This is a genomic window from Gardnerella sp. KA01000 (assembly GCF_049244035.1).
In the GTDB taxonomy this organism is placed as follows: domain Bacteria; phylum Actinomycetota; class Actinomycetes; order Actinomycetales; family Bifidobacteriaceae; genus Bifidobacterium; species Bifidobacterium leopoldii.
This window is the reverse complement of the sequence record NZ_CP058367.1, coordinates 226,179-249,060: the sequence shown is the minus strand read 5'-3', so window position 1 is coordinate 249,060 and position 22,882 is coordinate 226,179. Positions and strand designations below refer to the sequence as shown.

Annotated in this window: 10 protein-coding genes; 3 read left to right on the top strand and 7 right to left on the bottom strand. The window is 46.2% G+C overall.

The features are described 5' to 3' along the window. Nucleotides 1–284 precede the first annotated feature (284 nt). The 3 genes from HXT58_RS00935 to HXT58_RS00925 form a co-directional block, all read right to left on the bottom strand. Nucleotides 285–9,857: a fatty acid synthase subunit beta domain-containing protein gene (locus HXT58_RS00935; RefSeq protein ID WP_421775637.1), complete on the bottom strand. Its 9,573-nt coding sequence runs from the start codon at nt 9,855–9,857 to the stop codon at nt 285–287. A gap of 127 nt (nt 9,858–9,984) precedes the next feature. Then, the gene (locus tag HXT58_RS00930; RefSeq protein WP_421775636.1) at nt 9,985–11,631 is read right to left on the bottom strand and encodes an acyl-CoA carboxylase subunit beta; all 1,647 of its coding nucleotides are present in this window, start codon (nt 11,629–11,631) and stop codon (nt 9,985–9,987) included. Next, nucleotides 11,628–13,532, bottom strand: a complete 1,905-nt coding sequence (locus tag HXT58_RS00925) for a biotin carboxylase N-terminal domain-containing protein (protein ID WP_004106295.1) — start codon at nt 13,530–13,532, stop codon at nt 11,628–11,630. Before HXT58_RS00925 ends, HXT58_RS00930 begins: the two co-directional genes overlap by 4 nt. 205 nt (nt 13,533–13,737) lie before the next feature. Between HXT58_RS00925 and HXT58_RS00920 the strand changes: the two genes are divergently transcribed. Then, on the top strand, nt 13,738–14,388 hold the full coding sequence (locus tag HXT58_RS00920) for a biotin transporter BioY (RefSeq protein ID WP_004106293.1): 651 nt from the start codon (nt 13,738–13,740) through the stop codon (nt 14,386–14,388). 227 nt (nt 14,389–14,615) lie between these two features. Here HXT58_RS00920 and HXT58_RS00915 read toward each other — a convergent pair whose 3' ends face one another. After that, nucleotides 14,616–15,518, bottom strand: coding sequence for a biotin--[acetyl-CoA-carboxylase] ligase (locus tag HXT58_RS00915; RefSeq protein WP_004106289.1), 903 nt, complete (start codon nt 15,516–15,518; stop codon nt 14,616–14,618). 102 nt (nt 15,519–15,620) lie between these two features. On the opposite strand from HXT58_RS00915, the gene HXT58_RS00910 reads away from it, so the two are divergent. Both HXT58_RS00910 and HXT58_RS00905 read left to right on the top strand, forming a co-directional pair. Then, the gene (locus HXT58_RS00910) at nt 15,621–17,651 is read left to right on the top strand and encodes a DUF6020 family protein (RefSeq protein WP_415706287.1); all 2,031 of its coding nucleotides are present in this window, start codon (nt 15,621–15,623) and stop codon (nt 17,649–17,651) included. Between the two features lie 15 nt (nt 17,652–17,666). Then, the gene (locus HXT58_RS00905) at nt 17,667–19,013 is read left to right on the top strand and encodes a PucR family transcriptional regulator (protein ID WP_415706285.1); all 1,347 of its coding nucleotides are present in this window, start codon (nt 17,667–17,669) and stop codon (nt 19,011–19,013) included. A 121-nt stretch (nt 19,014–19,134) separates the two neighbouring features. Here the strand turns inward: HXT58_RS00905 and HXT58_RS00900 are convergent, their stop codons facing one another. The 3 genes from HXT58_RS00900 to HXT58_RS00890 all read right to left on the bottom strand — a co-directional run bounded on the left by HXT58_RS00900 (nt 19,135) and on the right by HXT58_RS00890 (nt 22,746). Beyond that, nucleotides 19,135–19,596, bottom strand: a complete 462-nt coding sequence (locus HXT58_RS00900) for a hypothetical protein (protein ID WP_004118594.1) — start codon at nt 19,594–19,596, stop codon at nt 19,135–19,137. Between the two features lie 388 nt (nt 19,597–19,984). Beyond that, entirely contained in the window at nt 19,985–21,433 is a 1,449-nt protein-coding gene (locus HXT58_RS00895) for a hypothetical protein (RefSeq protein ID WP_415706283.1), read from the bottom strand. 452 nt (nt 21,434–21,885) lie between these two features. Beyond that, nucleotides 21,886–22,746 (bottom strand): hypothetical protein, encoded by an 861-nt coding sequence (locus HXT58_RS00890; protein ID WP_004118590.1) that lies wholly within the window; start codon nt 22,744–22,746, stop codon nt 21,886–21,888. Nucleotides 22,747–22,882: the final 136 nt, after the last annotated feature.

Genomic DNA, 22,882 nt, shown 5'->3' with positions numbered 1-22,882 from the left:
GCAAATTGCGATAACTACTCAACCACAGAGCATTTTAATATACAGGTTTTTGCCCACTATTTCGCGTTGACATACTGTAGTGCTCAAAGCGCAGCGCGCGAAGTGCACAACGGACGTAAAGTTTCTGCCGGATTTCGCCTAAAAAACGACCTTATATTTTACACGGACGTAAAGTTTCTGCCGGATTTCGCCTAAAAAACGACCTTTATTTTACACGCCTGTAAAATTTAGGTCGTATTTAAGCTAAAATCCGACCTTTTCTTTACATTTGCAACTACTTAGGCTCAGCAGTAGTATCCATTAGCGTTAAGGCGAGCTTCAGGATTAAGCAACATCGCCTTTTCTGCTTCGTGACCGTCGTAGCGAGTGCCATCCGGAAGGCGCGTGCCATCCTTCAGCAAGTGACGATTCTCAACAGGCTCGAATAAAGCAGATCGGCCCATCATGCCTTCCTCAAATCGCCTCTGACCTGCAGCCAAACGCGCATTTGCCTTGGTACGCCAATTCTTAAGCGCATCAACACCTGCGCTAGCAGCCACAGCAGCCTCAAAAGCACCAGGGTGAACTAATGCCACAAATCCGCTAACATGACCGAAGCCGAGCGAAGTTGCGAGAGCAGCCTTCACTGCACAAGAACCTGCACCATCGCCAATCCGCATCGGCTCACGCAACCAAACCATGTGGTCGTCGCGCGCAAGCTTAGGATCCACGCAGTCAAGTGATGCGTTTCCAGGAATTACGCCACTTCTAAACAGTTGCGTCAAACCGTTGATTTGGAAGATGCACGCGCCACCCTTTGCGTGCCCGGTCAGCGTCTTTTGGCTGATTACGAACAGCGGATTTCCGTCCGTACGTCCGATTGCGTGCGCAAGAGTATTGTGCAGCTCGGATTCGTTCGGATCGTTTGCATTCGTAGACGTATCGTGCTTAGAAACCACAGCAATATCGTCCGGAGTAACGCCGAGAGCTGCCAAATCACGCACGAGCTTAGACTTAGCTCCACCCATGCCCGCAGCCAAAGCACCCAAGCCCGGAGCAGGAATAGAAGTGTGAATGCCGTCAGCGTAGGAGTGAATGAAACCAACCACACCAGCAACAGGCAAGCCAAGCTTCAAAGCAATATCGCCACGCGTAACCAAAATCGTACCGCCACCTTGAGCTTCAAGGAAGCCGCCGCGTCTGCGATCGTTTGCGCGAGAGAAGAATCGTGGATCGATGCCCTTCGCATACATTTCTTCGCTATTGGCAGTTGCGTTCATATTGCCGAAGCCAACTACGGATTCCACGCCGATATCGTCAATTGCGCCAGTTACTACGAAGTCAGCTTTGCCGAGAGCAATCTTGTCGACGCCTTCTTCGAGCGAAACCGCTGCAGTTGCGCATGCAGACACCGGCTGAACCATGTTTCCGTAGCCGCCGATATAGGTTTGCATTACGTGAGCTGCAACAACGTTTGGAAGCGCCTCTTGCAGTACATCCGTAGGAATTTCGTGGTTAAGGAAGCGATCCAAGTACAGTTTTCGCATTGAGCTCATGCCGCCGAAACCGGTTCCTTGCGTGGAAGCAACCATTGACGGATGCACAGATTGCAAAATCTCCGAAGGTGTGAAACCAGCAGAAATATAAGCGTCTACAGTTGTGACAATATTCCACAGCGCAATCGTGTCAACACTTCCAACCATTGAAGCAGGAATTCCCCACTTCAGCGGATCGAAGCCCTTAGGGAATTGTCCACCGACGGTTCTGGTCATTGCAGCCCTACGCGGTACGCGAATCATAGAACCTGCCTTGCGCGTAACAGTCCATTCGCCAGATTCTGCATCGCGAGCAATTTCAGTGTGCGATTCGTCAAGTGCCACATATTCGCGCGCAATTGTTTCTGTTGGAACGCTGAAGCTCACGTCGTGATCGAGGAAGATTTCTGCTTCTTCTTCGTTCGCTCCATCCTTGTAGTCGCCACCCATGCCGGTTTCGAATGGTCGAATACCGGAGCGCGCAACTACTTCATCGCGATATTTCTCTGCAATATCTTCTTCTGGAACAAGCGTGCCGTCCGCATCGTACCAGCCTGGCTTTGGTGAATCCTGCCAAGTAAGCAAGCCCATATTCCAAGCCAATTCCAGTACTGCTCCTGCAGAAAGCTCCACGGATCCATCTTCGTGAATTCCAAGTTCTGCTTCGAAACGAGTACGTCCGGAACCCCACGGTCCAAGCTCGCCGACTGAGACGATCACAATTTCGTCTTCTGGACGCGCTGTTACGTTCTTCCAATCAGCCAAGTTGACTCGCGGCTGAGTTGGCACGTAAGGAGTTGGAAGTGCTTTGTTGGTTGATTTAGCAGTTGATTTAGCAGAAGATTCTGCAGCTTCTTCTACAGCTTCCGCCGCTTCTTCCGCAGCTTCAGCACGCTTCTGATCTTCCAGCGCTTCTGCACGAAGAGCATTCAAATCAAGAGGCTCCTTGCCTAATCCACCCGTAAAATCAACATCCAAAGGCGCAATTGCAGCCTGTTCGCGCGCTTCCTTCGTGCACAAATCAAGCAAACGATCTGCCATTTCTTGCGTTGAGTAGGTAGTTAAGCCATGACGTTCAACTACAGCCACAAGCGGATCATTTCCACCCATCAAGCCGGTTCCACGCACCCATCCAATCTTAGGATGCGCAAAAGTCACGCGATCCGACCACACACTTTCTGCATGCGCACGGTTCACAATCGCATCGAAAGCACTCTTGACTTCGCCATAAGCACCATCGCCGCCAAACATACCGCGGTTTGGAGAGCCAGGTAACACAACGTGCATACGATGTTGCACATCCGTATCTGCTCCAATTTGCGCAAATCCGGCGATTGCACGCTCCACTCCCCACAGCATTAAGCGCGATTGCGATTCAAAAAGCGAACCAGAATCAGCCAAAGTGCCGTGAACTGGAGGCGCTGCAAACGGGAAGAACATGCTCGGCTCGTAAGCAGGCTTCAAAATAGTAGTAGTTGCGCCGCTAACTTTCTTCGAAACTGTGCCAACCCACTTTACAAGCGCGTCAACATCGCGGTAGCTAGACAAGTTTGCTGGAACAAGCCACAACTTTGCGCCCATTTGAGCGTTTTCGCGATACGCTTTCTTCGCCCAAGACTTAACGCTCGGCTTGAAACTGTGCGAAGTTGCGATAACCGTAGCTCCACCCTTAAGCAAGCCCGTTACTACGCGAGCAGCAATCGAATTAGGAGCAACACCTGTAACTACTGCAACTTCTCCTGCAAAACGAGTCGCTTGAGCAGTATCAGCGTTGTTTTGCGCAAGTTTAGTGCGAGAATCGTGAGCAATATCATTAAATATTGTTGCAAGATTGTTTAATTCGCGAGATTTAGAAAGACTTGCAAACCACTCAGCTTCCGAAGCTACTGCTTCCCCTGCACCAAGGAAACTACCAAAATCATTTAAGATTTCAGAAACTTCATTTACCTGAATATCAACATTCTTTCCAGCATACTTGTAGTACAAGCGAGCAACGTCTTCACGAGCAGAGGCCCAGCGGTCGTCGAAAAGAATTGCTTTACGCTCATCAAATCGAGGAGCAACTTGCTTTGGCCAATCCGCACCAAGCTCAGCTTCAACAGCAGCTACAACAGCAGCATTTTCGTCACTTTCAGTTTCTGCTTTAGGAGTCTCAACACCAAGCTTTGCTAGCACAAACTTAGCAGTTGCAGCAAGTACGCCATCTGCGCCAACAACCTGCTGAGCGAAAGCGTCAAGAGCTGCAGAATCAACAACAGCACCGCCTGCGCCGCCAGCAGCACCAGGCTGAGAAACGCTAACGCCGTGAGCTTGAGCAACTTGCGCAATTGCTGCGTCGATTAAAGCGTCAGCTGCAGCAGTATTCTTTGCAGGATCAGTTGAAAGTTGCGCAAGATTTTCACCGCGCACGCTAGCACCTTCACGCGTTTGCAAAACCAAAGCCGCAAGAACGTGCGCACGCCAGCCTTCGCCAAGCTGCCAAACTTCAGAGATTCGCTTGTCAATTTGCGCGGGTTTCACACCGGCTGCACCGAAAAGCGCACGCAAACGTTCGCGCACAATATCGGAAAGCACAGCACCAAAAGCCTTATAGCGCGGAGCAACCGAATCAACTAACTTTTTAAGCGCACTCATTGGAGCTTCTGCAGCACCATCCACGCTTGCCACGCCAAGCTCGGAACTAATATCCATAAGAAGCTGGTTTCTGCGCGAAGATACGCCGTTTGTAAGAGTATCCGTTGTATCAGTGTCGCCGATTTGGTCAAGACGGATTTTTGCACTATACGCAATAAGCATTGAGATTGCGTCGGATGCTTTGAATGGCAAGTCTGCTACAGGTCCGCTTGCTGCTGCATTAGCTGCAGGAGCAGAAGCCGCAGGAGCAGCAGAGACAACATTTGCTGCAGGAGCAGCAGGAGCAGCAGTCGCATCAGCAATGCTACTTGCTTCTTGACTATCTTCCTCAGTAAACACTTCAGGCACAAGCGAATCAGTGTCAGTCATATAAACGCGGCCTTCATCACGACCAACGTTGTAAACAGTCACTTTTTCGCCACTAAACTCCGGCAAAGCAAGAGTTTTAGCACCAAGATTTGCCAAAGTTGGCGCGTTTCCTAAACCAACTTCAACGTACTCTTCAACGCCAAGACCACCACGAGCGCGATCGGCAAACATAAGAGCCTGCGTTTCAATCCAACGAACTGGAGAAGCGAACTGCCATGAAAGAAGCTCCGTAAGAAGCAATCTACCGAGCTTCTGCTCATCCTCTGCATAAGATTTCCACGTAGTTTCATCTTCCAAAGCTGCTTCAATGCGCTCAGATGGCACAACATCCAAGATCTTTTGCGCAAATTCTCGCGTAAGCTCAAACGGGCAAGCCACGAGGTTTGGAATGTAACGATCTACAAGCACAGAGTAATCAATATGCTTCGGCAGCAGCGAATCGAGCTTGTCACGGAATTCCGGCACACCCTTTCGAAGAATTCGAGAGTGGAACGGCACGTCAATTCCTGGAACAAACATAAATGGAGGCTTGCCGCCATACTCCTTAGCGCGCTTAGAAGCGTCTGCCGCCAATGCCTTCAAGCCTTTAATAGTTCCAGCAATTGCGTACTGCTGACCTGCCAAGTTGTAGTTTACAATTTGCAAGAATTCGCCAGTAGCCTTGGAAATGCCATCAACGTAAGCGTTTACGCCTTCGTCTGATACTCCAAACTGGTTTGGTCGAAGCGCACCCATGCGGTAGTTCGAGCGACCTTGTGCATCGCGCTCAATCAAGTGATGCATTGTAGATCCGCGGTGGAACACCAATTCAAGCACAGTTTCGAGTGGAATAATTTGCGCAAAGGAGCTCAAAGCATTGTATTCTCCAAGCGAGTGACCAGCAAAGTAAGCAGGCCAAATATCGCATCCTGCTTCACGCAAACGCGCGGTTTGCGCAAAGGCAACTGTTGCGAGCGCAACTTGCGTAAATTGCGTTAAATTAAGCAATCCTTCAGGATGGTGATAAGTTACGCCGTGAGCAGTAAGCTCCTTTGGATTATCGCGCACGACTGCGAGGATTGAGAATCCAAGCTTTTCGCGAGTAAGCTTGTCTGCTCGCTCCCAAGTATCGCGCACTGCAGGTGACTTTGCGCGCTCATCCAGCGACATTCCTTGCTTTTGGATACCCTGACCTGGGTATACGAATGCTGCACGTGGAGCGCGAGTAAGTGCGCTTGCTTTAGACACGATTTGCCCATCAACTCTGCATGTAACTTCCAAAGCAAGTCCGCCGCGACGAACTTTTCCAACGCGTTCAACTGTGATTTCTACTTCGTCATCAAGCTGAACCATGCCGTACATGTTGTAGGACCAGCCAATGAGCTCGTAGCGAGCACCTTTTTCATCAACCGCTTGAGCCACATGCTGAGCTGTTGCAGAAAGCCACATACCGTGTACCAAAGGAGCAGAAAGACCGGAAATTGCAGCACCTCGCTTAGAAGTGTGAATTGGGTTGAAATCTCCAGAAGTACGCGCGAAAGCGGTCATATCGTGAGGAGCGCGAACGACTACTCTGCGCAAAGCTCTGCGAGGAGTGTCTTCAATTTCATATCCGTGCAATCCTGCAGCTTCGCCATATTGCGCAGCTGGAGCAGGAAGCGCGTTGCTGAAGCTTCGTCCACGAATAGCAAAACGCTCAGTTTCATGAGCCAAACGAGTTCCATCTGCAGCAGTATGCACTACGTGAATAGTTACCACGCGTCCGGAAGCAGATTCTGCATACGGCTCAGCCCAGCCGAGCAAATTAATTCGCTTGTCGACATACTTTTTAAAATCTTCAGCATCGACGTCAAGCTCTACTAAATGATCTAAGTGAACAGCGTTAAGCAGACCCTCAATAATCGGGTATCCATCAACCATTACGGAACCCAAAGCCGAGTAAATAGTCGGCCAAGCAGGACCTACTAACGCGTCTGGCACAATGCGAGAAGCAAGCAATCCATCTGGAAGTCTTCCAGCAGTAGCAGACTCGTGATCAATTCCAAGATTTCTTGAGAAAGTATAGGAAGAATGAACCAATCCAAACGGGAAATCTCTATAACCTTCTGCCATCAAATCTTCCGGCAATTTTGCCAAACTGCCATCTTCTTTTACTGTTTCAACCTTAGGCATAGCGTCAAGCACATCGCCAGTAATCGCTGTATTTCCAATACCTGCGGTTGCTGCAAGCATTTCGTACACGTGCTTTGGCAAGCGCTCGCGGTCAACTACTGGTATGCTTCCAGCTTGACTTGCGTCAACAGTTAGCGGAATTACAATATCTCGTACTGCATGCTTGCGTTTTGGTGAGTTTGCAGCGTTTTTTGTGGAGTGTTTTGCTTCCTGATTTTCTTGATTATCCCAGAATGTATCTAGCTTAATATCTAAATCAAGCGAAATTACGTCATTATTACTAGAAGTTACTGTAATTACGTAATTTTCGTCTCCTAAAGACGTTCCGTAAGCAGGGTTTGCAGTTACATGACCAACCCAAGAAATATTCGGGCATGCACGCACGTAAGCTTCAACGTTTTTAGCATCAGCAATCTGACTAAAAGCAGATTTTGAAGACTTGCTCGCCGCATTTTCCTTATTTTCTGCTTCTACTCCAGTTTCAGATCCAGATTCTGCACGATTGAGCACAGCTGCTTCAAAACGTCCCAGAATATCGGCAATCGGCTCATCCATAGTCGTAATTCCAGCCACGGAAATCGGTCCCGGAATTACACGCACAGCATCTGCCGAGTAACGCGAATCTTCCGACTGCCAAAGCTGATCTTGACCCCACCAACGCAACAAATCGTTGTCAATAACTGGCACGAATGGCATTGGCTTAGGGTATTCGCGCACCAAAGTTGGGAACCAAGCGGCATCCATCGGCACAACGTTCATCTCGCGAGCTTGAGGCAACGCATCAATCAGCGTATATAAAGCAGCTTGAGGGTGCTTAGAAACTTCTTCAATAGAAGGCAGAATAGAAGTAAATTCGCCTGAATCTTGATTAATTAAACGCGCTTCAATACGCTGTAACAAATGCATGTAGCGATCTGCGTAAGTCGGATCCACCCAAGGGTATGCCAAATCTAGGAAACGTTGAGCAAATTGCAAGTAAGTCATGCTTTCTACGTCACCAAAATATGGCTTTGCAGTAGAGTTAAGCACTTCGATTACTTCATCGCGACGTGATTCAAGCTCTTCAGGATGTTTCATCATATGAACGAGCAATCTACCGCAGCGAGCAGAAGCGTTTTCTAACTCGTAAATATCTGCGTGCAAATGGCTTAAACCACTCGTCACACCGCCAATCACTTTGCCAGAAGGCACCCAACGCTCACCCATTGGCGCGAACGGATCCTCATCAAAACCTTCAATGCTAGAAGATTTTGGCATCGCAATACCCGGAGTTTCCACAAGCATACGCTTTACTTCAGGGCTTGTATGCGCTTCTTTTGCTGTCATTGCAGCTGTGCCAATCATTACAGCATCAACTGGCATATTTGGCAAACCGTATTCACTCGCCCATTCACCAGAAATGTAGTCTGCAGCACGCTCAGGAGTACCAATACCACCACCTGCAACAAGCACCAAATTTTCGCACTCACGCACTTGCGCGTAAGTTGTCATAAGCAAATCATCAAGAGATTCCCACGAATGGTGACCGCCTGCAGCACCGCCCTCAACCTGCACAATAATCGTTGCTGGAGCAACAGCCTTAGCAATTCGCACAACTTGACGAATTTGATCAACTGTTCCAGGCTTAAATGTTACGTAAGGGAATCCATCAGCTTGCAAGGATGCTACTAATTCCTTGGCTTCGTCAAGTTCTGGAATGCCTGCAGAAATAACTACACCATCAATAGGAGCTCCCGACTGCCTCTTTTTTGGCACGATTCGCTTCGAACCAAATTGCAAATTCCACAGGTAGCGATCCATAAACATGGCGTTAAATTCAATAGTTGCGCCTTCACGAAGCTGATTTTCAAGCGACTTCATATGACGATCGAAAACTTCTGCAGTTACTTGACCGCCGCCAGCAAGCTCAGCCCAGTAGCCTGCATTTGCTGCTGCAGCAACGATTTCCGGCTCTACTGTCGTTGGTGTCATTCCTGCAAGAAGCACAGGAGCTTTGCCTGTAAGCTTGCTAAATTTGGTAAGTACTTTGCGTCCTGCAGGCGTGTTGATTACTCGAGGCGCAAAATCAGCCCAGCAGCCCGTACGCTCTGGCTCAGAAGCAGAGTCAGCTGTCGAAAGCTCTGCACGCGAGCGCAAGGTAGCAGCCTCTACTATTCCAGCGCCGGTTCCTTGCACAAGTACTCCAGTAAGCTTTCCGAGAACTTCGCTAGGACCCATGTCTAAAATCCAAAGCGAGCGCGCGTCGTTTTGCTCCAAAACTTCGCCAATTTGCGTAGCCCAATCAACAGGAGTTACAAGCACTGCATCAGCCAATTCGCGAGCAACTGTAGTGTTCAAACCAGCCTCATTTGCCCACTCTACTACCTGCTCAACTGCAGATTGAAGCATTGGCGAATGGAATGGAACTGTAACATCCAAATATTCAGCAACTGGCGCAAATACAGCTCCACCGCGAACTTTCATTTCGCGCAATTTTTTCGAACGCTTTGTTTCTTTTTGCGCTTCGTTTGCAACAGCTTCCATATCTTCCGGGTATCCTGCAATAACCACGTGATTGTAAGCGTTTTTAACAGCAATTGACACTTCACCGCGCGTGCGCTCTACGCGGGAAATTAACGCTTCTGCCTGCTTTTTAGTAACTCCTTTAAGTGACAGCATTGGCGTATGCTCGCCGTCACCAGTAATTTCAAGCATTCGAGATTCACGATCTCCTGCAGCTCCAATTAAGTAGGCAATTGCGAGTAACTCTTCGATTTGAGCACGAGCCTTCTGCCAAGACTTTGCTTTTATGCGAGCTTTTACCATTTCTGCTGCGATTACGCCTTGAGAATGACCCAAAACTGCGCACGGCTTGTTTACTTCAAAGTTGTATCCAAGATTTGTTAAGTCGCGCACTGCACCGAACTGTGCAAGCGTAATTCCAGGCACACTAAGAAGCGCGTTTGCAGCGTTCATATGCTTATTTTCTAGCGCGTCAAACACGTTTATGTCGCCGCCTGCATTTGCTAAAAGCTCAGAATAAATTGGCGATAGCAAAGCTTTTGCGCCTGCTTCGTACTCGTGAAGTTCTGCGTTTAATTCTTCGTCTGAACTAAGCTCGCGCAAAGCTTCAACCCACGGAGTTGACTGACCTGCAAACACGAGTGCGTGCGGATTATTAGCGAGTTGGTCAAAAAAGTATGTTGTCATGATGTTTCCTTCTCGTTGATTTGGATAAGTTTTATAAATTCTGTAAGTTTTGTAAGGTTTATAAATTCTGTAGTTCTATAGTTTTTAGTTATAAGTTTGATAATTCCTATAATTTTTATAAATCTGCTTACATTGGCTGATTTCCGTGATGCTTTCCAGTTCTGGAAACCCGCTTTTTACTGCGCAAAAGTTTCAATGAGCCAGCAATCATATCGCGAGTCTGCTCCGGGTCAATCATTGCGTCAATCTGCCCAGTTTCCAACGAAAGATTTGCGTTAACAGTAGTCGCCTCATACTCGTCAACCAGCTGCTTTCTAAGAGCTGCAACATCTTGTCCACGCTCTTTAGCTTTTTGCAAATCTTTACGATGAATAATATTCACAGCACCTTGCGCACCCAAAACCGCAATCTGGCTGGTTGGCCACGCGTAATTTACGTCCGCACCCATCGACTTGGAACCCATAACGATATAAGCTCCACCGAAAGCTTTGCGCAAAATCACCGTAACCAGTGGAACTTGCGCGTTCGCGTACGCATAAATCACTTTCGCACCTCGGCGAATAATTCCTGCGTGCTCTTGATCTGAACCAGGCTTATAACCAGGAGTATCTACTAGAGTCACCACAGGCAAATTAAACGCATCACACAATCGCACAAATCGCGCGACTTTTTCGGAAGAATTTACATCCAAAATACCAGCGTTCACCTTCGGCTGATTTGCTACGATTCCAACAGGATGACCCTCAATACAAGCAAAACCAACCACTGCAGAAGCAGCATACAATTCCTGCACTTGCACGAACTCACCGTAGTCAACTATTCTGCGAATCACGTCGAGCACATCGTAAGGCTGACGGTCGTTATCTGGCACAATATTCGCCAACTCGCGCGCAGTTTCGCGATCCGCGCGCGTTGCAGCGTAGGCAAAAGTTGGAGGCTCTACCTCACAGCTAGATGGCAAATAAGCCAAAACTGTGCGCGCGTAGTCAATTGCGTCAGCTTCATCCTCTCCCAAATAGTGAGCGACACCGGAAGTTGCGTTATGCACAAGACCGCCGCCCAAATCGTCCATGCTAATAGCCTCGCCGGTTGCAGCTTTAACAACATCCGGACCGGTTACAAACATGTTTGAGTGCTCGCGAGTCATAATAATCAAATCTGTTAACGCAGGACAATAAACTGCACCGCCAGCGCAAGGACCCAGAATAATTGAGATTTGCGGAATTAAGCCGCTCGCTTCGCAAGTTTTTTTGAAGATACGCCCGTATTGCATAAGCGCGCTCACGCCTTCTTGAATGCGAGCGCCGCCGGAATCAATTACGGCAACAACTGGCACGCGAAGTTCAACAGCCATATCTAAAAGATGGCAGATTTTCTCGCCTTCAGCTTTGCCTAAAGTTCCGCCGCGCACGGAAAAGTCTTGCGCATAAACTGCAACTTTTCTGCCATAAACTTCGCCAAATCCGGTGATTACAGCGCATCCTGCAACGTCGTTATTAATGTCACCACCGTTAAAACGTCCGATTTCCACGAACGATCCAGTGTCAAAAAGCAAGTCAAGACGCTCTCTTGCAGTTGACTTTCCTTTTGCGTGCTGACGTTCTAAAGCTTTTTGTTCTGCGTCACGAGCAAGTTGTGCTGCGTGCTGAACTGCAGCTTTTCCGCGACGAGGCTGCAAGTTTGTATCGTCAGCAGAACTATTAACAGGAAAGCTATTAACTGTTTTCGCTGAAGTTTCAGAGATTTCAGACTTTTCTTTTACTAAAGCGCTCATTTCTGCTCTCCTTCCGGCTTTTCATCGCTTTTTTCGGAAGATTTTTCTGCGCCTTTATCTGCGCTTTTGTCTCCAGCAAGATCAATCGTCACAAGCTTTGCGCCCGATTCCACGCCGTCACCAGGCCCCACAAAAATTCCAGTAACAGTACCAGCAGCCGGCGCGTAAACGTAATTTTCCATCTTCATAGACTCAAGCACCACAAGCAAATCACCCTTAGCAACCTGCTGTCCTTCAGCCACATTCACGCGCGTAATAACAGCTTGCATAGGCGCTGCGATTACGCCAGGAATCTGCTTTTGTTCTTCAGATTTGTGAGTACTTCCGCGAAGCGAACGTCCGCGCAAAGGCTGCGAAGCTCTAGAAACGCTACGAACTCGCGCCGAGCCAGTCAAATTATCAACAATATCTTGCGGAATCGTAAGCTTTACGCGCTTATTATCAACCTCAATAATGAAGGATTCCATTGCAGGCTGCTTATTTTCGGATTCATCCGCAGACTTTCCAGAAACAAGCGAAGCCGGCTGACCGCCCAAGGAAGCTGCAGGAACTCGGTTCAAATACTTGCGTTCCATCCACTTAGTAGACACGTCAAAACTGTGATTTTCCGCAGTAAACTCAGGGTCGTTAAAAATCTGCTCAAAAAGTTTTGCTGGAGTTGGCACGCCCTCAATACAAAGTTCCTTCAAAGCGCGACGCACGCGAGCGACAGCAGTTTCGCGACTTTGCGCAGTAATAATAAGCTTGCCCATCATCGAATCGAATTTTGGCGAAATATTATCGCCAACTTCAACACCAAAATCGACGCGAATACCAGGACCGGAAGGCCACTTTATTTTCGTCAAAGTGCCGGAACTTGGAGTCAAATTCGTAGCAGGATCTTCCGAAGTAATGCGAAGCTCGAAGCTGTGTCCGCGAGGTTCTGGATCCTTAATCAACTCGCCGCCGTCAGCAATATTGAGCTGTTCTCGCACTAAATCAAGTCCACTAACTTCCTCACTAACCGTGTGCTCAACTTGCAATCGCGGATTAACTTCCAAGAAGTAGACTTTATGCTGAGAAGTCACCATATATTCGCACGTGCCAAGACCAACGTAGTCAACAGCTTCAAATAGGTTACGAGAATATCGGTAAAGCTGATCTTTTTCATCGTCAGTCAAGAACGGTGCAGGAGCTTCCTCAACCAGCTTTTGGTTTCGGCGCTGCACCGAGCAATCGCGCGTGGAATATACGGTGAAATTTCCGTGAGCGTCGCGGCCGCACTGCGTTTCAACGTGGCGAGCCTTGTCGATAAAACGCTCAATAAAATATTCATCTAAGTCGCCGCCCTGAAGAGCGTCGTGATTCATGTAAAAGCCTCGCAACTCGTCATCGTTACGAACGACTGTAATGCCGCGTCCGCCACCGCCATCCGTGCGCTTCATCATCACAGGATATCCGTGCGTTTGCGCAAAAGTTAAAAGTTCTCGAATATCTTTTACCGGCTCCGAAATGCCTGGAACTGGCGGCACTTTCGCGCGAACTGCCACGCGACGAGCCGTAATCTTATCACCCAAGTCAATAAGCGCTTCTGGGCGAGGACCAATCCAAATAACCCCAGCATCGTTAACTTTTTTCGCAAAAGACGCAACTTCCGAAAGGAATCCGTAACCCGGGTGCACGGCATCCGTGCCGCTTCTTTTAATAATGTCAAGAATCGCGTCTTCGTTTAAATAAGTATCGCGATACGTGTCTCCGGAAAGTGCGTATGCTTCGTCTGCCATTTCTACAAACTGCGCATTGCGATCAGTAGGTGCGTAAATAGCAACGGTAGAAATGCCCATTTCGTGAGCCGTGCGAATAACTCGCAAGGCAATTTCACCGCGGTTTGCGATGAGAATTTTTTTGATATTCGTAACCATACGTTACAAGATATTAGAAAAGTTGCGTTTACGGATGAGTCGACATACACAAAAGCTAGAGCAAAATTTTGTACACTTCTCCAATGCACATGATTTTTTAGGCACGTAATGTGATTAGCGAAACGGAAAACAACCGGAAAAACCGTTTAATTGACAACCTATTAGCCGCAAACGGCAAACCGGAAATAACCAAAAGAAGGTTTTCATGACTAACATAAATCAAAATAATGCAGCAACAGCAGCAGCAAATTCAAACGTTGCAAATAAGTTGAAAGTAGCTGCAGCATGGCTTGCAAAGCCAGCGCTTCTCACTGTGCTTTTGGCTCTTTCTACCATGGCAGGCGCAATTTATCTTCCTATTACTCCTGTGCCTATTACGTTGCAAACTCTTGTTTTGTGCATTATTGGTTTAACTTTGAGCTGGCGCGAAGGCGTAGCTTCTGTAGTTATGTACCTTGCTGTTGGCGCAGCAGGTTTGCCTGTGTTTGCTGGCTTTAAGGGCGGCTGGGCTGTTTTTGTTGGCCCTACTGCAGGATTCTTAGCCGGTTTCATATTTGGCGTTGCTGCAACTGCAGCTTTGAAGCGCGTATTCGACGTAGCTCTTGACGCAATGATGCCAGAAAACTCCTTCAAGAAGACTTTCGCACGCTTCTGCACTTACTCTGTAGCTTCTATAATCGGCACGATCGTGATTTACGCATTCGGCATTTTCGGTCAAAGCTACCTAACTGGCATGCCACTTTCAACTGCCGCCGCAACCTTGATTATCTTCATGATTGGCGATTTGATTAAGGCTTTTGTTGCGAGCGCGGCTTGCTCCGGCTTGTACAACGCACTTAACAAAAAGCGCGCGTAACGGAAACGTTATATTGCAGAAAAACGGCATTTCCTTTACACGACTGTAAAAGGAATGCCGTTTTGTATAAGATTGCCGCGCACTTGCTCTTTAACTGAGATAACTAGCAAACAGCTGACGCTTGCGCTTTAAGCGCTCGCTGTTGAACTTGCACGGAAAGTCCACTGGACTTTCCGTCTGAGCAAGCTCGGCGCTCCGAATTGCTTTCGCGCGCTAAATCGCAGCACTCAAGCAGGTCGTCGCGCTTCATACGCAACTGCGTGCACATCGCCGCTTTTTACCACAATTTCCTCGCCAGATGCCTCACGAATTGTAAGCGACGCATCTTCTCCAAGCCGCACAGCAGTTCCTGTCACTACGCTTCCGTCAACTGGATGCACGTTAACTTCGCGTCCAAGAGTCCAACACACACCATTTACTTCTTGAAGCAAATCTGCAACGTTACTTGGATAATCACGCATAAAATCGCCAAGTCTAGAACGCAATCCAGTAACTATTTTTGCAGCAATCGTATCACGCAATTCTTTAGATTCCGGCAAATCAGTCATATGCATTTGCAACGAAGTTGCCATCTTAATTGGCAGCACTTCTTGCGGCACGCACAAATTCAATCCGATTCCAAAAATTACTCCAACAACATTGTCTTTGCTTGGATCGGCTACAATTTCTGTTAAGATTCCGCCTTCTTTACAATCGTGCAAAAACACGTCGTTAGGCCATTTAAGTTTTATCGCGCAAGCATCACCGTGTATCGGCGAACTTCCGCACTCTTTAAACGTTTCTAGAAGTGCGTCACGAGCTGCAAGCCCTGCAATAATAGGCAGCCACCCGTTGTGACTCGCGTCCATAACAATTGACTTAGGCAGCAAAGTTACGAATGAAACTAAAAAGCTTTCTCCCGGTCGGCTTACCCACGCGCGCCCTAATCGTCCTCTTCCTGCTGTTTGCTCGTCTGCCACAATCGCAACTATTGCTGGCTTTCCGTCATCTCGCGCGATTATTTCGCCTTTTTGTATCATTTCTCGCGCAATATTTTGCGTAGAATCTGTAATTGCGAAATATTTTACCAAATCTGCTACTTCTGATGTCTGCGGCATCAATGCCACACTTTGCGAAGAAAAAATAGTCATATGTATAATTTACATCAGATTATATTTTTGCGCGCGTAATTGCATGTTTTGCGCGCAATAGCAACCAAAATAGCTAGGCATCAATTAAGCAGGTGTTAACACATGGAGCGCATACGTCGCAAAAAGCAGTACAAGAAACCGCGCAAATTGCGTGCTGTTGTAGCACGTTTTTTAGATTACACTCTTGCTGCTTTGTTATGCTTTATACTTGCTTTTTGCACTAGCCTGGGGCCAATTTTCCGCAGTCAAGATATTAAAGTTCATTTAGGATCAATCGCTGATTTTTCGTTGGTTAATGCTTTTATTTTCGTTGCTGCCTTCATAATATACGCATTAATACTGACTGCACTTATTTACTACGGTAAAAATAAAAAGTTTTTGCCTAAATATCAACGTTTTATGAAATTAATAAAGTCAATTGCGTTAAGAAAAAATAGTGAAAATAAAAAACAGTCAAAATTACAAAAATTTACTATTAAACACGCTATTTTCCGCAATATTTCGCATTTTCTTTTAAAATCTGCAAAACTATTTTTTAATTGCACTAAATGGTTCATTAACCACTCCACTCGCAACAGAAGAAACCTACTTCTTACTTTTTTCGTGGGCTGGATTTGGGTTCCAGCTACGTTACTTGCCGCATACGGTGCAGATATATGCTCGCAAATTCGTGAGTACAGTTGGACTTGGAATAAAATTACAGGCTTAGACCAGCCTTATATCGGCTTCTTTAGCTTTGTCCCAATGGATATTTACCCAACTGCGCACTACTTGTGGCCAACTCATCCAACTTATTTAACAGATCAGCACAACATTGTTCTAACTGTTATTTATGGCGCAACAACAGCAGTCTCCAGATACTTTACCGACTCAAACGACGCTGGAATTGCACTTCTTGCCTTTGCACAATTTGCATTTGCAGCATGGTGCGTTTCTGCAACAGCACACCGCTTCTTAAACAAACCTTGGCTTGATGCAGAATCTAGCTCAACAAATTGCAGCACAACAACTTTTGCAAGATTCGTTATTCTGCTTATGTTTTTACTTAATCCGCTTGTGTTGTGCTCAACTATTGCGCTTACAAAATCTCCGCTTTTTGCGTTCGCTTTTGTTTGGTGGTTTGGTATAAATTACGAGTTAACTAATTGCTATCATGCGAACGACACTAAAAATACACCTAGCACAAAGCTAAATGCGCAAAAGCCTAGACTTCACACTGTTTTGGAATTAATTGTTTCAGTGTGTGTAATGCTTATTGCTGCAAAATACGCTTGGTATATTCTGGTTGTTCAATTCATGCTTTTAATTATTTTTGAGCGCAAACGCTGGCGTTTGTGGGTTTGCGGAATTTTGCTTCCAATCGTTGTGATTCACGGCTCGTTAATTATGCTTATTTCGAGCGGTGCTATTATTAGCGGCGATCCTATTGAGAGTCGCGGCATTCAGTTACAACAAATTGCACGTATAGCTAAGCTCGATCCGCATAGCATACCGCGTAGTGCAAAGCGCATTATTGCACCAATTTTTAATCTGGATCAAACTGCAGAAGCATACAAACCTTATGACGCAGACCCTGTGAAATCTTCCGGATTGCAATCTAAAAAAGTGAGTTATCGTTGGCGATACGTTACTAAAGATAATATCCGTAAATTAGATTTCGCTTGGTGGCAAATGATTACGCATAGTCCATTTGTGGCAACTGACGCTTTTCTTGCAAAGACTTACGGATACTTTGATATTTTTGACCGCCCGTATGTTGGGCCAGAATACTACATAGACACTGACAGCATACACAAATCTGATTGGATTAAATATTGGAATCCTAAGTGGCGAACTAAATTTGCAGAAGACATTAGCACGTTTAGTGATATTCCTGTTTTAAGTTGGCCAATTCACGGAAATACTTTCGTTATTTTTACACTACTTATTGGAGTTGCAGAAATTATTCTTCGCCGTTGGCGCACATTGTTATGGCATATTCCACTTGCCTTGCTGGTTGGAGTTATGATTCTTGCTCCAGCTAATAATTTTGAGCGACACATGCTACCGTTAGCTTTTGTTTTCTGCTTTGTAGCACTTACTTTTTGGCGAGATACTTTTACTCAATCGCGCTATAATAGTAGAGAATGTTAGGATCAAAGGCATAAGATGGACGAGAAGAATACACCTCAGTTTGCGCAAGATAGCAGCGCTGCTTCTTCTATCATGTCCGAAGAAAATTATGAAGATAAACTTGCAGGAAACAGCCTACTTAGTAGCGATTTTCTTTCGATACTAGCAAACGTACAGGCAGCAGAAAAGCACGCGGAGGATTCTAATATTGCCAATTCTCTTGAAAATCAACAGTTAAACAAAACGCAAGTAAACGCTGTATCAAATGATCAAGAGAGCTCTTCTAAAGCAGAGCAAGAAAACGAAGAAAAGCACAAGCACCACTTGTGGCATCGTCTTTCATCAAATCAAAGTCGTTCGAGTCATTCAAGTCAATCTTCTGAAAATACTAAAGGTAATAATTCACCGAGTTTTACTCCATTGCCCAGCGCGCAAAAATCAACTAGCTCGGAACCGCTTAGAATTTTCGACGGTCGTGATGGCCAAGTTTTTGACGCGGCGATGCGCTTGCAATTACACTCGATTATTGCCACGTGCTTAATGAATGGTATTGCAGATGCTCGTATTGACGCTTTCATGCATTTACTTCAATGGTCAGATTCGCCAAAAGTTATTGTTATTGCAGGAACTTTCGGCACTGCAATTAAGCCAGATGACGGACCAAATCGCAAGCCAGCACCAGATATTCCACCTGATAACACTGACACTTTGCGCCGAAATATTTGGCCACAGCTTAGCAGTTGCAATGCATATGATGCAATAGTTGAGCGCACACAAAGTAGTGCTTTGCAGCGCATTACGGGAGCTTGGCAAAAAACGCAAGCACTGATATCAGCATCTACGAAAAATTCTTCTACTTTTGCAGCACCTTCTCATATTATTCTGCTTGCTGTACGCGAAAATCCTAGCGATCAGGCTTTAGAGAAGCTGTGCAAAGTTTTTGAGAATTCTCATAAGACGATTTGTGTTAGTAGCATGGTTGAGGGCGTTGAGCAGATTTCTTCCGCTCTTACTGCTACTCTTGCCGCGATTGCTGTTGCTCCAGCAGTAAAGCATTTGCCGCAAATCATTCACACGGATGATTTGCTTCCGGAGCGAGCACTTATTGGCGATGCCACAGCTTTTGATACTCTTTACAACAAGGTGTATCAAAGTTTGGCTCCTTACAGTCATGACGATCCGACTTTGGAAACTATTGACATGTTCTTGCGCTTTGGTGGAGCTCTTGACCAAACAGCACACGAACTTAATGTGCATCCAAATACTGTTCGTTACCGTTTACGTAAAGTTGCGCAAACTACAGGATGGGATGCTACGGATCCGCGCGCCGCTTATGTGCTGCAAACAGCTATAACAATTGGTAGAATTCGCGATTCACATTAAGTCTAACTTTACAAACAAAAAACGTGCGACGCAAAACCAAAGGTTTTACATCACACGCTAAATGCAAGAATAAAGCAAGCACAAACAATAATAATATATTATTTATACTTACGGCACTAATTTAGTGACGAATCTTGCGAAGAGCAGTACCCATGCCGGCAAGAGCAGAAGCAACGACAGCAATCACAGCTACCGCGGCACCGGTCTTAGGAAGCTTAGCCTTAGCTGGAGCAGCTGGAGCTGGAGCAGCTGGGGCTGGCTTCTTATCATTCTCATGGAAATTGCTGGTAAGAGCTCTGTTGTACAAAGTCTTTGTAGCAGGCTCGCAAACTACAGTGCCCAAAGCGTTCTTGTAGCAGTGATTCATATCAGGAACCTGGGTAGGGTCATTGTAACCCTTAGGATTAGCAGGAGCCTCATGAGTCTCTGGATACAAATTCTCACCGTTCAATGGATCTGGAGTACCGTACTCAAGAACATGAGTATCGATTTCATCATCAGCCATTGCTGGAGCAGCAAAAGCACAACCTGCAAGCAAAGTAGCAGCTGCAGCGAAAGCTGCAATGGTCTTCTTCTTTAACATATTAGACCTTCAATCTCTTTTATCTGATCCCCGCGCAAAAGTTAGGGCTAACACGCAGAAGCCAGATACCAATATTAAAACTGGAATAAACCAACCCGGAATACACCAACTCGGAATATACCAATCTAAATTACAATAACACAGGGTACACCAATTTTTCACAAATAGAAAGTATTTTAAAGAAAAAACACTAAATAAAGGCGTTTTGTTGTAATAAACAAACTATTAGCAGTATAAGAGAATGTTCAGAACTCAATACAGAACAAACTATGGATAATCAGCAAACAGACATAATACTAAACTCAATATTAAAAAGTGAGCGTGCCGTATTCGCATACAGCACGCTCACAAATAGTTAAGCAATCATGCACTTCTGTGCATTAAAAGCTTAGTGGCGAATCTTGCGAAGAGCAGCACCCACACCAGCAAGCACAGAAGCAACAACAGCAACCAAAGCTACAGCAGCACCAGTCTTAGCCAATGGAGCAGCAACATTTGCAGCATTCTTCGTTGCATTCTTCATTGTCTTATTGTCATTAGTATTACCAGCAACATTTCCAGCGCCGTTGCCAGTACCAGCGCCATTACCGCTAGGCTGACTTGGAACAGGAGTCAAAGGATTAATAGGCTTTGGAGTAAGCTTCTTGCTCTTTTCAGCTTCAGCAAGCAAAGCGCGAGCACCCTCAACAGTCTTAGCCTTACGAATCAGCTTAGCAGTGAAAGTGAAACCTTCCTTCTCAGCCTGCTGAGCAATCTTCTCAATCTCAGCCTTAACAATCTTCTGGAAAGCAGCCTTAGCTTGAGCAAGAAGCTTTACAGTATCAGCATCAAGCTTGCCATCCTTAGCAGCCTTCTTAGCAGCTTCTGCATGAGCGTTCATTTCCTCGTACAAAGCCTTAGCCTGGTCATAAGTCAAGCCCTTGAACAAATCAGCACCATTATACTCAGGCACATTATTAACTGCAGGAGCTACGCCATTGTTAATATTTCTTTTTTCACGCTCAGCCTCAGCAAGCAAAGCCTTCAATGCAGTCAAAGTAGATTTCTTGGAATTACGAATCAGCTTAGCAACGAAAGCGAAACCTTCCTTCTCAGCCTTCTTAGCTAACTCTTCCCTAGCATTCTTCTTACCCTGCTCAAGAAGCTTTGCTACAGCAGCAGACTCCTTAGACTCAGCATAATGTTTCAAAGCATCAATAACACTCTTTGGCAAGCCAAAACGCTCAGCCTCAGCAATAAGCGCATCCTTCTTAGCCTTATCTTTAGATATTGCTTCTTCAACCTTCGCTCTTTGAGCGTCAAATAAGGCTTTTTGGACAGGACTAATCTTCTTCTTCTGCTGCTTCAGTGTAGCTTCAAAAGTCTTAAAATCACCAAGACCAGCCATAGTCGTAACAACATCATCAGTTACATCGCTCTTATATGTAAGAGTAACTGTAATAGCGTTCTCACCAGCATTAATAGTTGTAGGATAAGTAATTGGCGCTACAGTACCAGTATCAACTACAGAATCACCCTGAGCAGGAGTAAGATTATTCTGCACCTGAGCTAACAAGCCAGCACCAATCTGAGCAACAGTATGGGTAATATCATCCTTAGTAGCACCGTACTTATCACCCTTCTTGTAAAGAGTAATAGCAGTAGTCTTATGATCCTTGTTATCTACCTTGAAGCTGAAAACAACATTATCAAGCGTAGTAACTTGATCGCCCTGCACAGCAGGAGGATTAGAACCACCATTAACAGGCGGCTTTGCCATGGCTGGCGCAGCAAACACCAAACCAGAAACCAGCGTAGCACCTGCAGCAAATGCAGCAATCGCTTTCTTATTCAACATAATAAACCTCAATTTTTCTCACATAAATTGCGCAACATCATTTGTTCACGCAAATGCAAAATCAATAAACAAAATTCAGTAAATATTCAAAATGAGCTTCAATATTTTGGGAATTAATTCAATATCTTGAGCAATAACCTTCAAAACTTGGGTTATAGGCCAAAACTTTAATCAAAACCCAAAATACTAACACATACGGCAAAAGGCTTGGGAAACGAATGCCCCTAGTAGCACAATTCCCCAAGCCTCTTACACTAATCAGCATTGCTTCCCTAACAAGCAACACTGACTCAACACTCAACAGCTAGCTTACAAACACTATCAACGCCAGCACTGTGAAGAAAGAGATTTGGCAAAACAGTGAAAACGCACAATAAAATTTGCAAGTCGCCTGTGGCATAAAACTTAAACAGTCTCATGCCACAAGTTGAGTGAAAAATTATTCACTAAATTTAGTGACGAATCTTGCGAAGAGCAGCACCCATACCGGCAAGCACGGAAGCAGCAACAGCAGCCAAAGCTACAGCAGCGCCGGTCTTAGCCAATGGAGCAGCGGCAGCTGGGGTCTTAGCTGCAGCAGTCTTAGCCTCAGCCTTAGCAGCAGCCTTCTTAGCTGGAGCCTTCTTACCTGGGAAGTTTGGTTCCTTCTTCATAGCATTCAAGATATCCTTGGCACCAGTGTCGCAGCTCTGATCCTTAGCGTGATCGCGTGCGGAATCCAACAAGGCAGCAGCGCGAGTACGGTTGTTATCAGCAACCTTGAGCAAAGCTTCTACCTGAGCCTGAAGCTGCTGGACTTCGTGAGCCTCAACGTAATCACCCTTAGCAAGGGCATCCTTCATATCCTCAGCAAGCTCAGCCTTGAGATCCTTAACAGTAGCTTCAACATGACCGTAGTGCAAAACAGCCTTCTCAAGCTTACGACGAATATCCTTCAAGTAAGCGCAGGTGTCACCCATACCCTTGATGAGGTCATCCCAGCCGTGAGCCTGTGTAGCTTCAAGCTTTTGGAGAAGAGCATCATAAAGGTGAACATTGGTCTGCGCACGCTTCAAAACCTCTACGAACTGACCCTTGTAGTTATGCTGAAGCAAATCAGAGTTGATTGGATCATGGCTTTCTGGATCAGCTGCAGGAGTACCAGGAACACCATTATCAGACTGCTGACCAGTTGGATCAGTGGTGTGGCTGCTCATACCTGGAACCTTAATCCAGTCATCCAAGCCTGCTGCCATTGCTGGAGCAGAAAAAGCGAAACCGGAGAGGAGGGTGGCGCCGGCAGCAAATGCGGCAATAGCCTTCTTATTTAACATAATATTTTCCTTTCTTCTTCTCCTTCACGCCAAACGCGCGAAGAAAAAATTAATATTCACAACTTAAGTTTTGTGAATAACTACCAGCGCAGAGCATCCGGCTGGAAGCTGTTATTAACATACCCCCCCCCCGTTC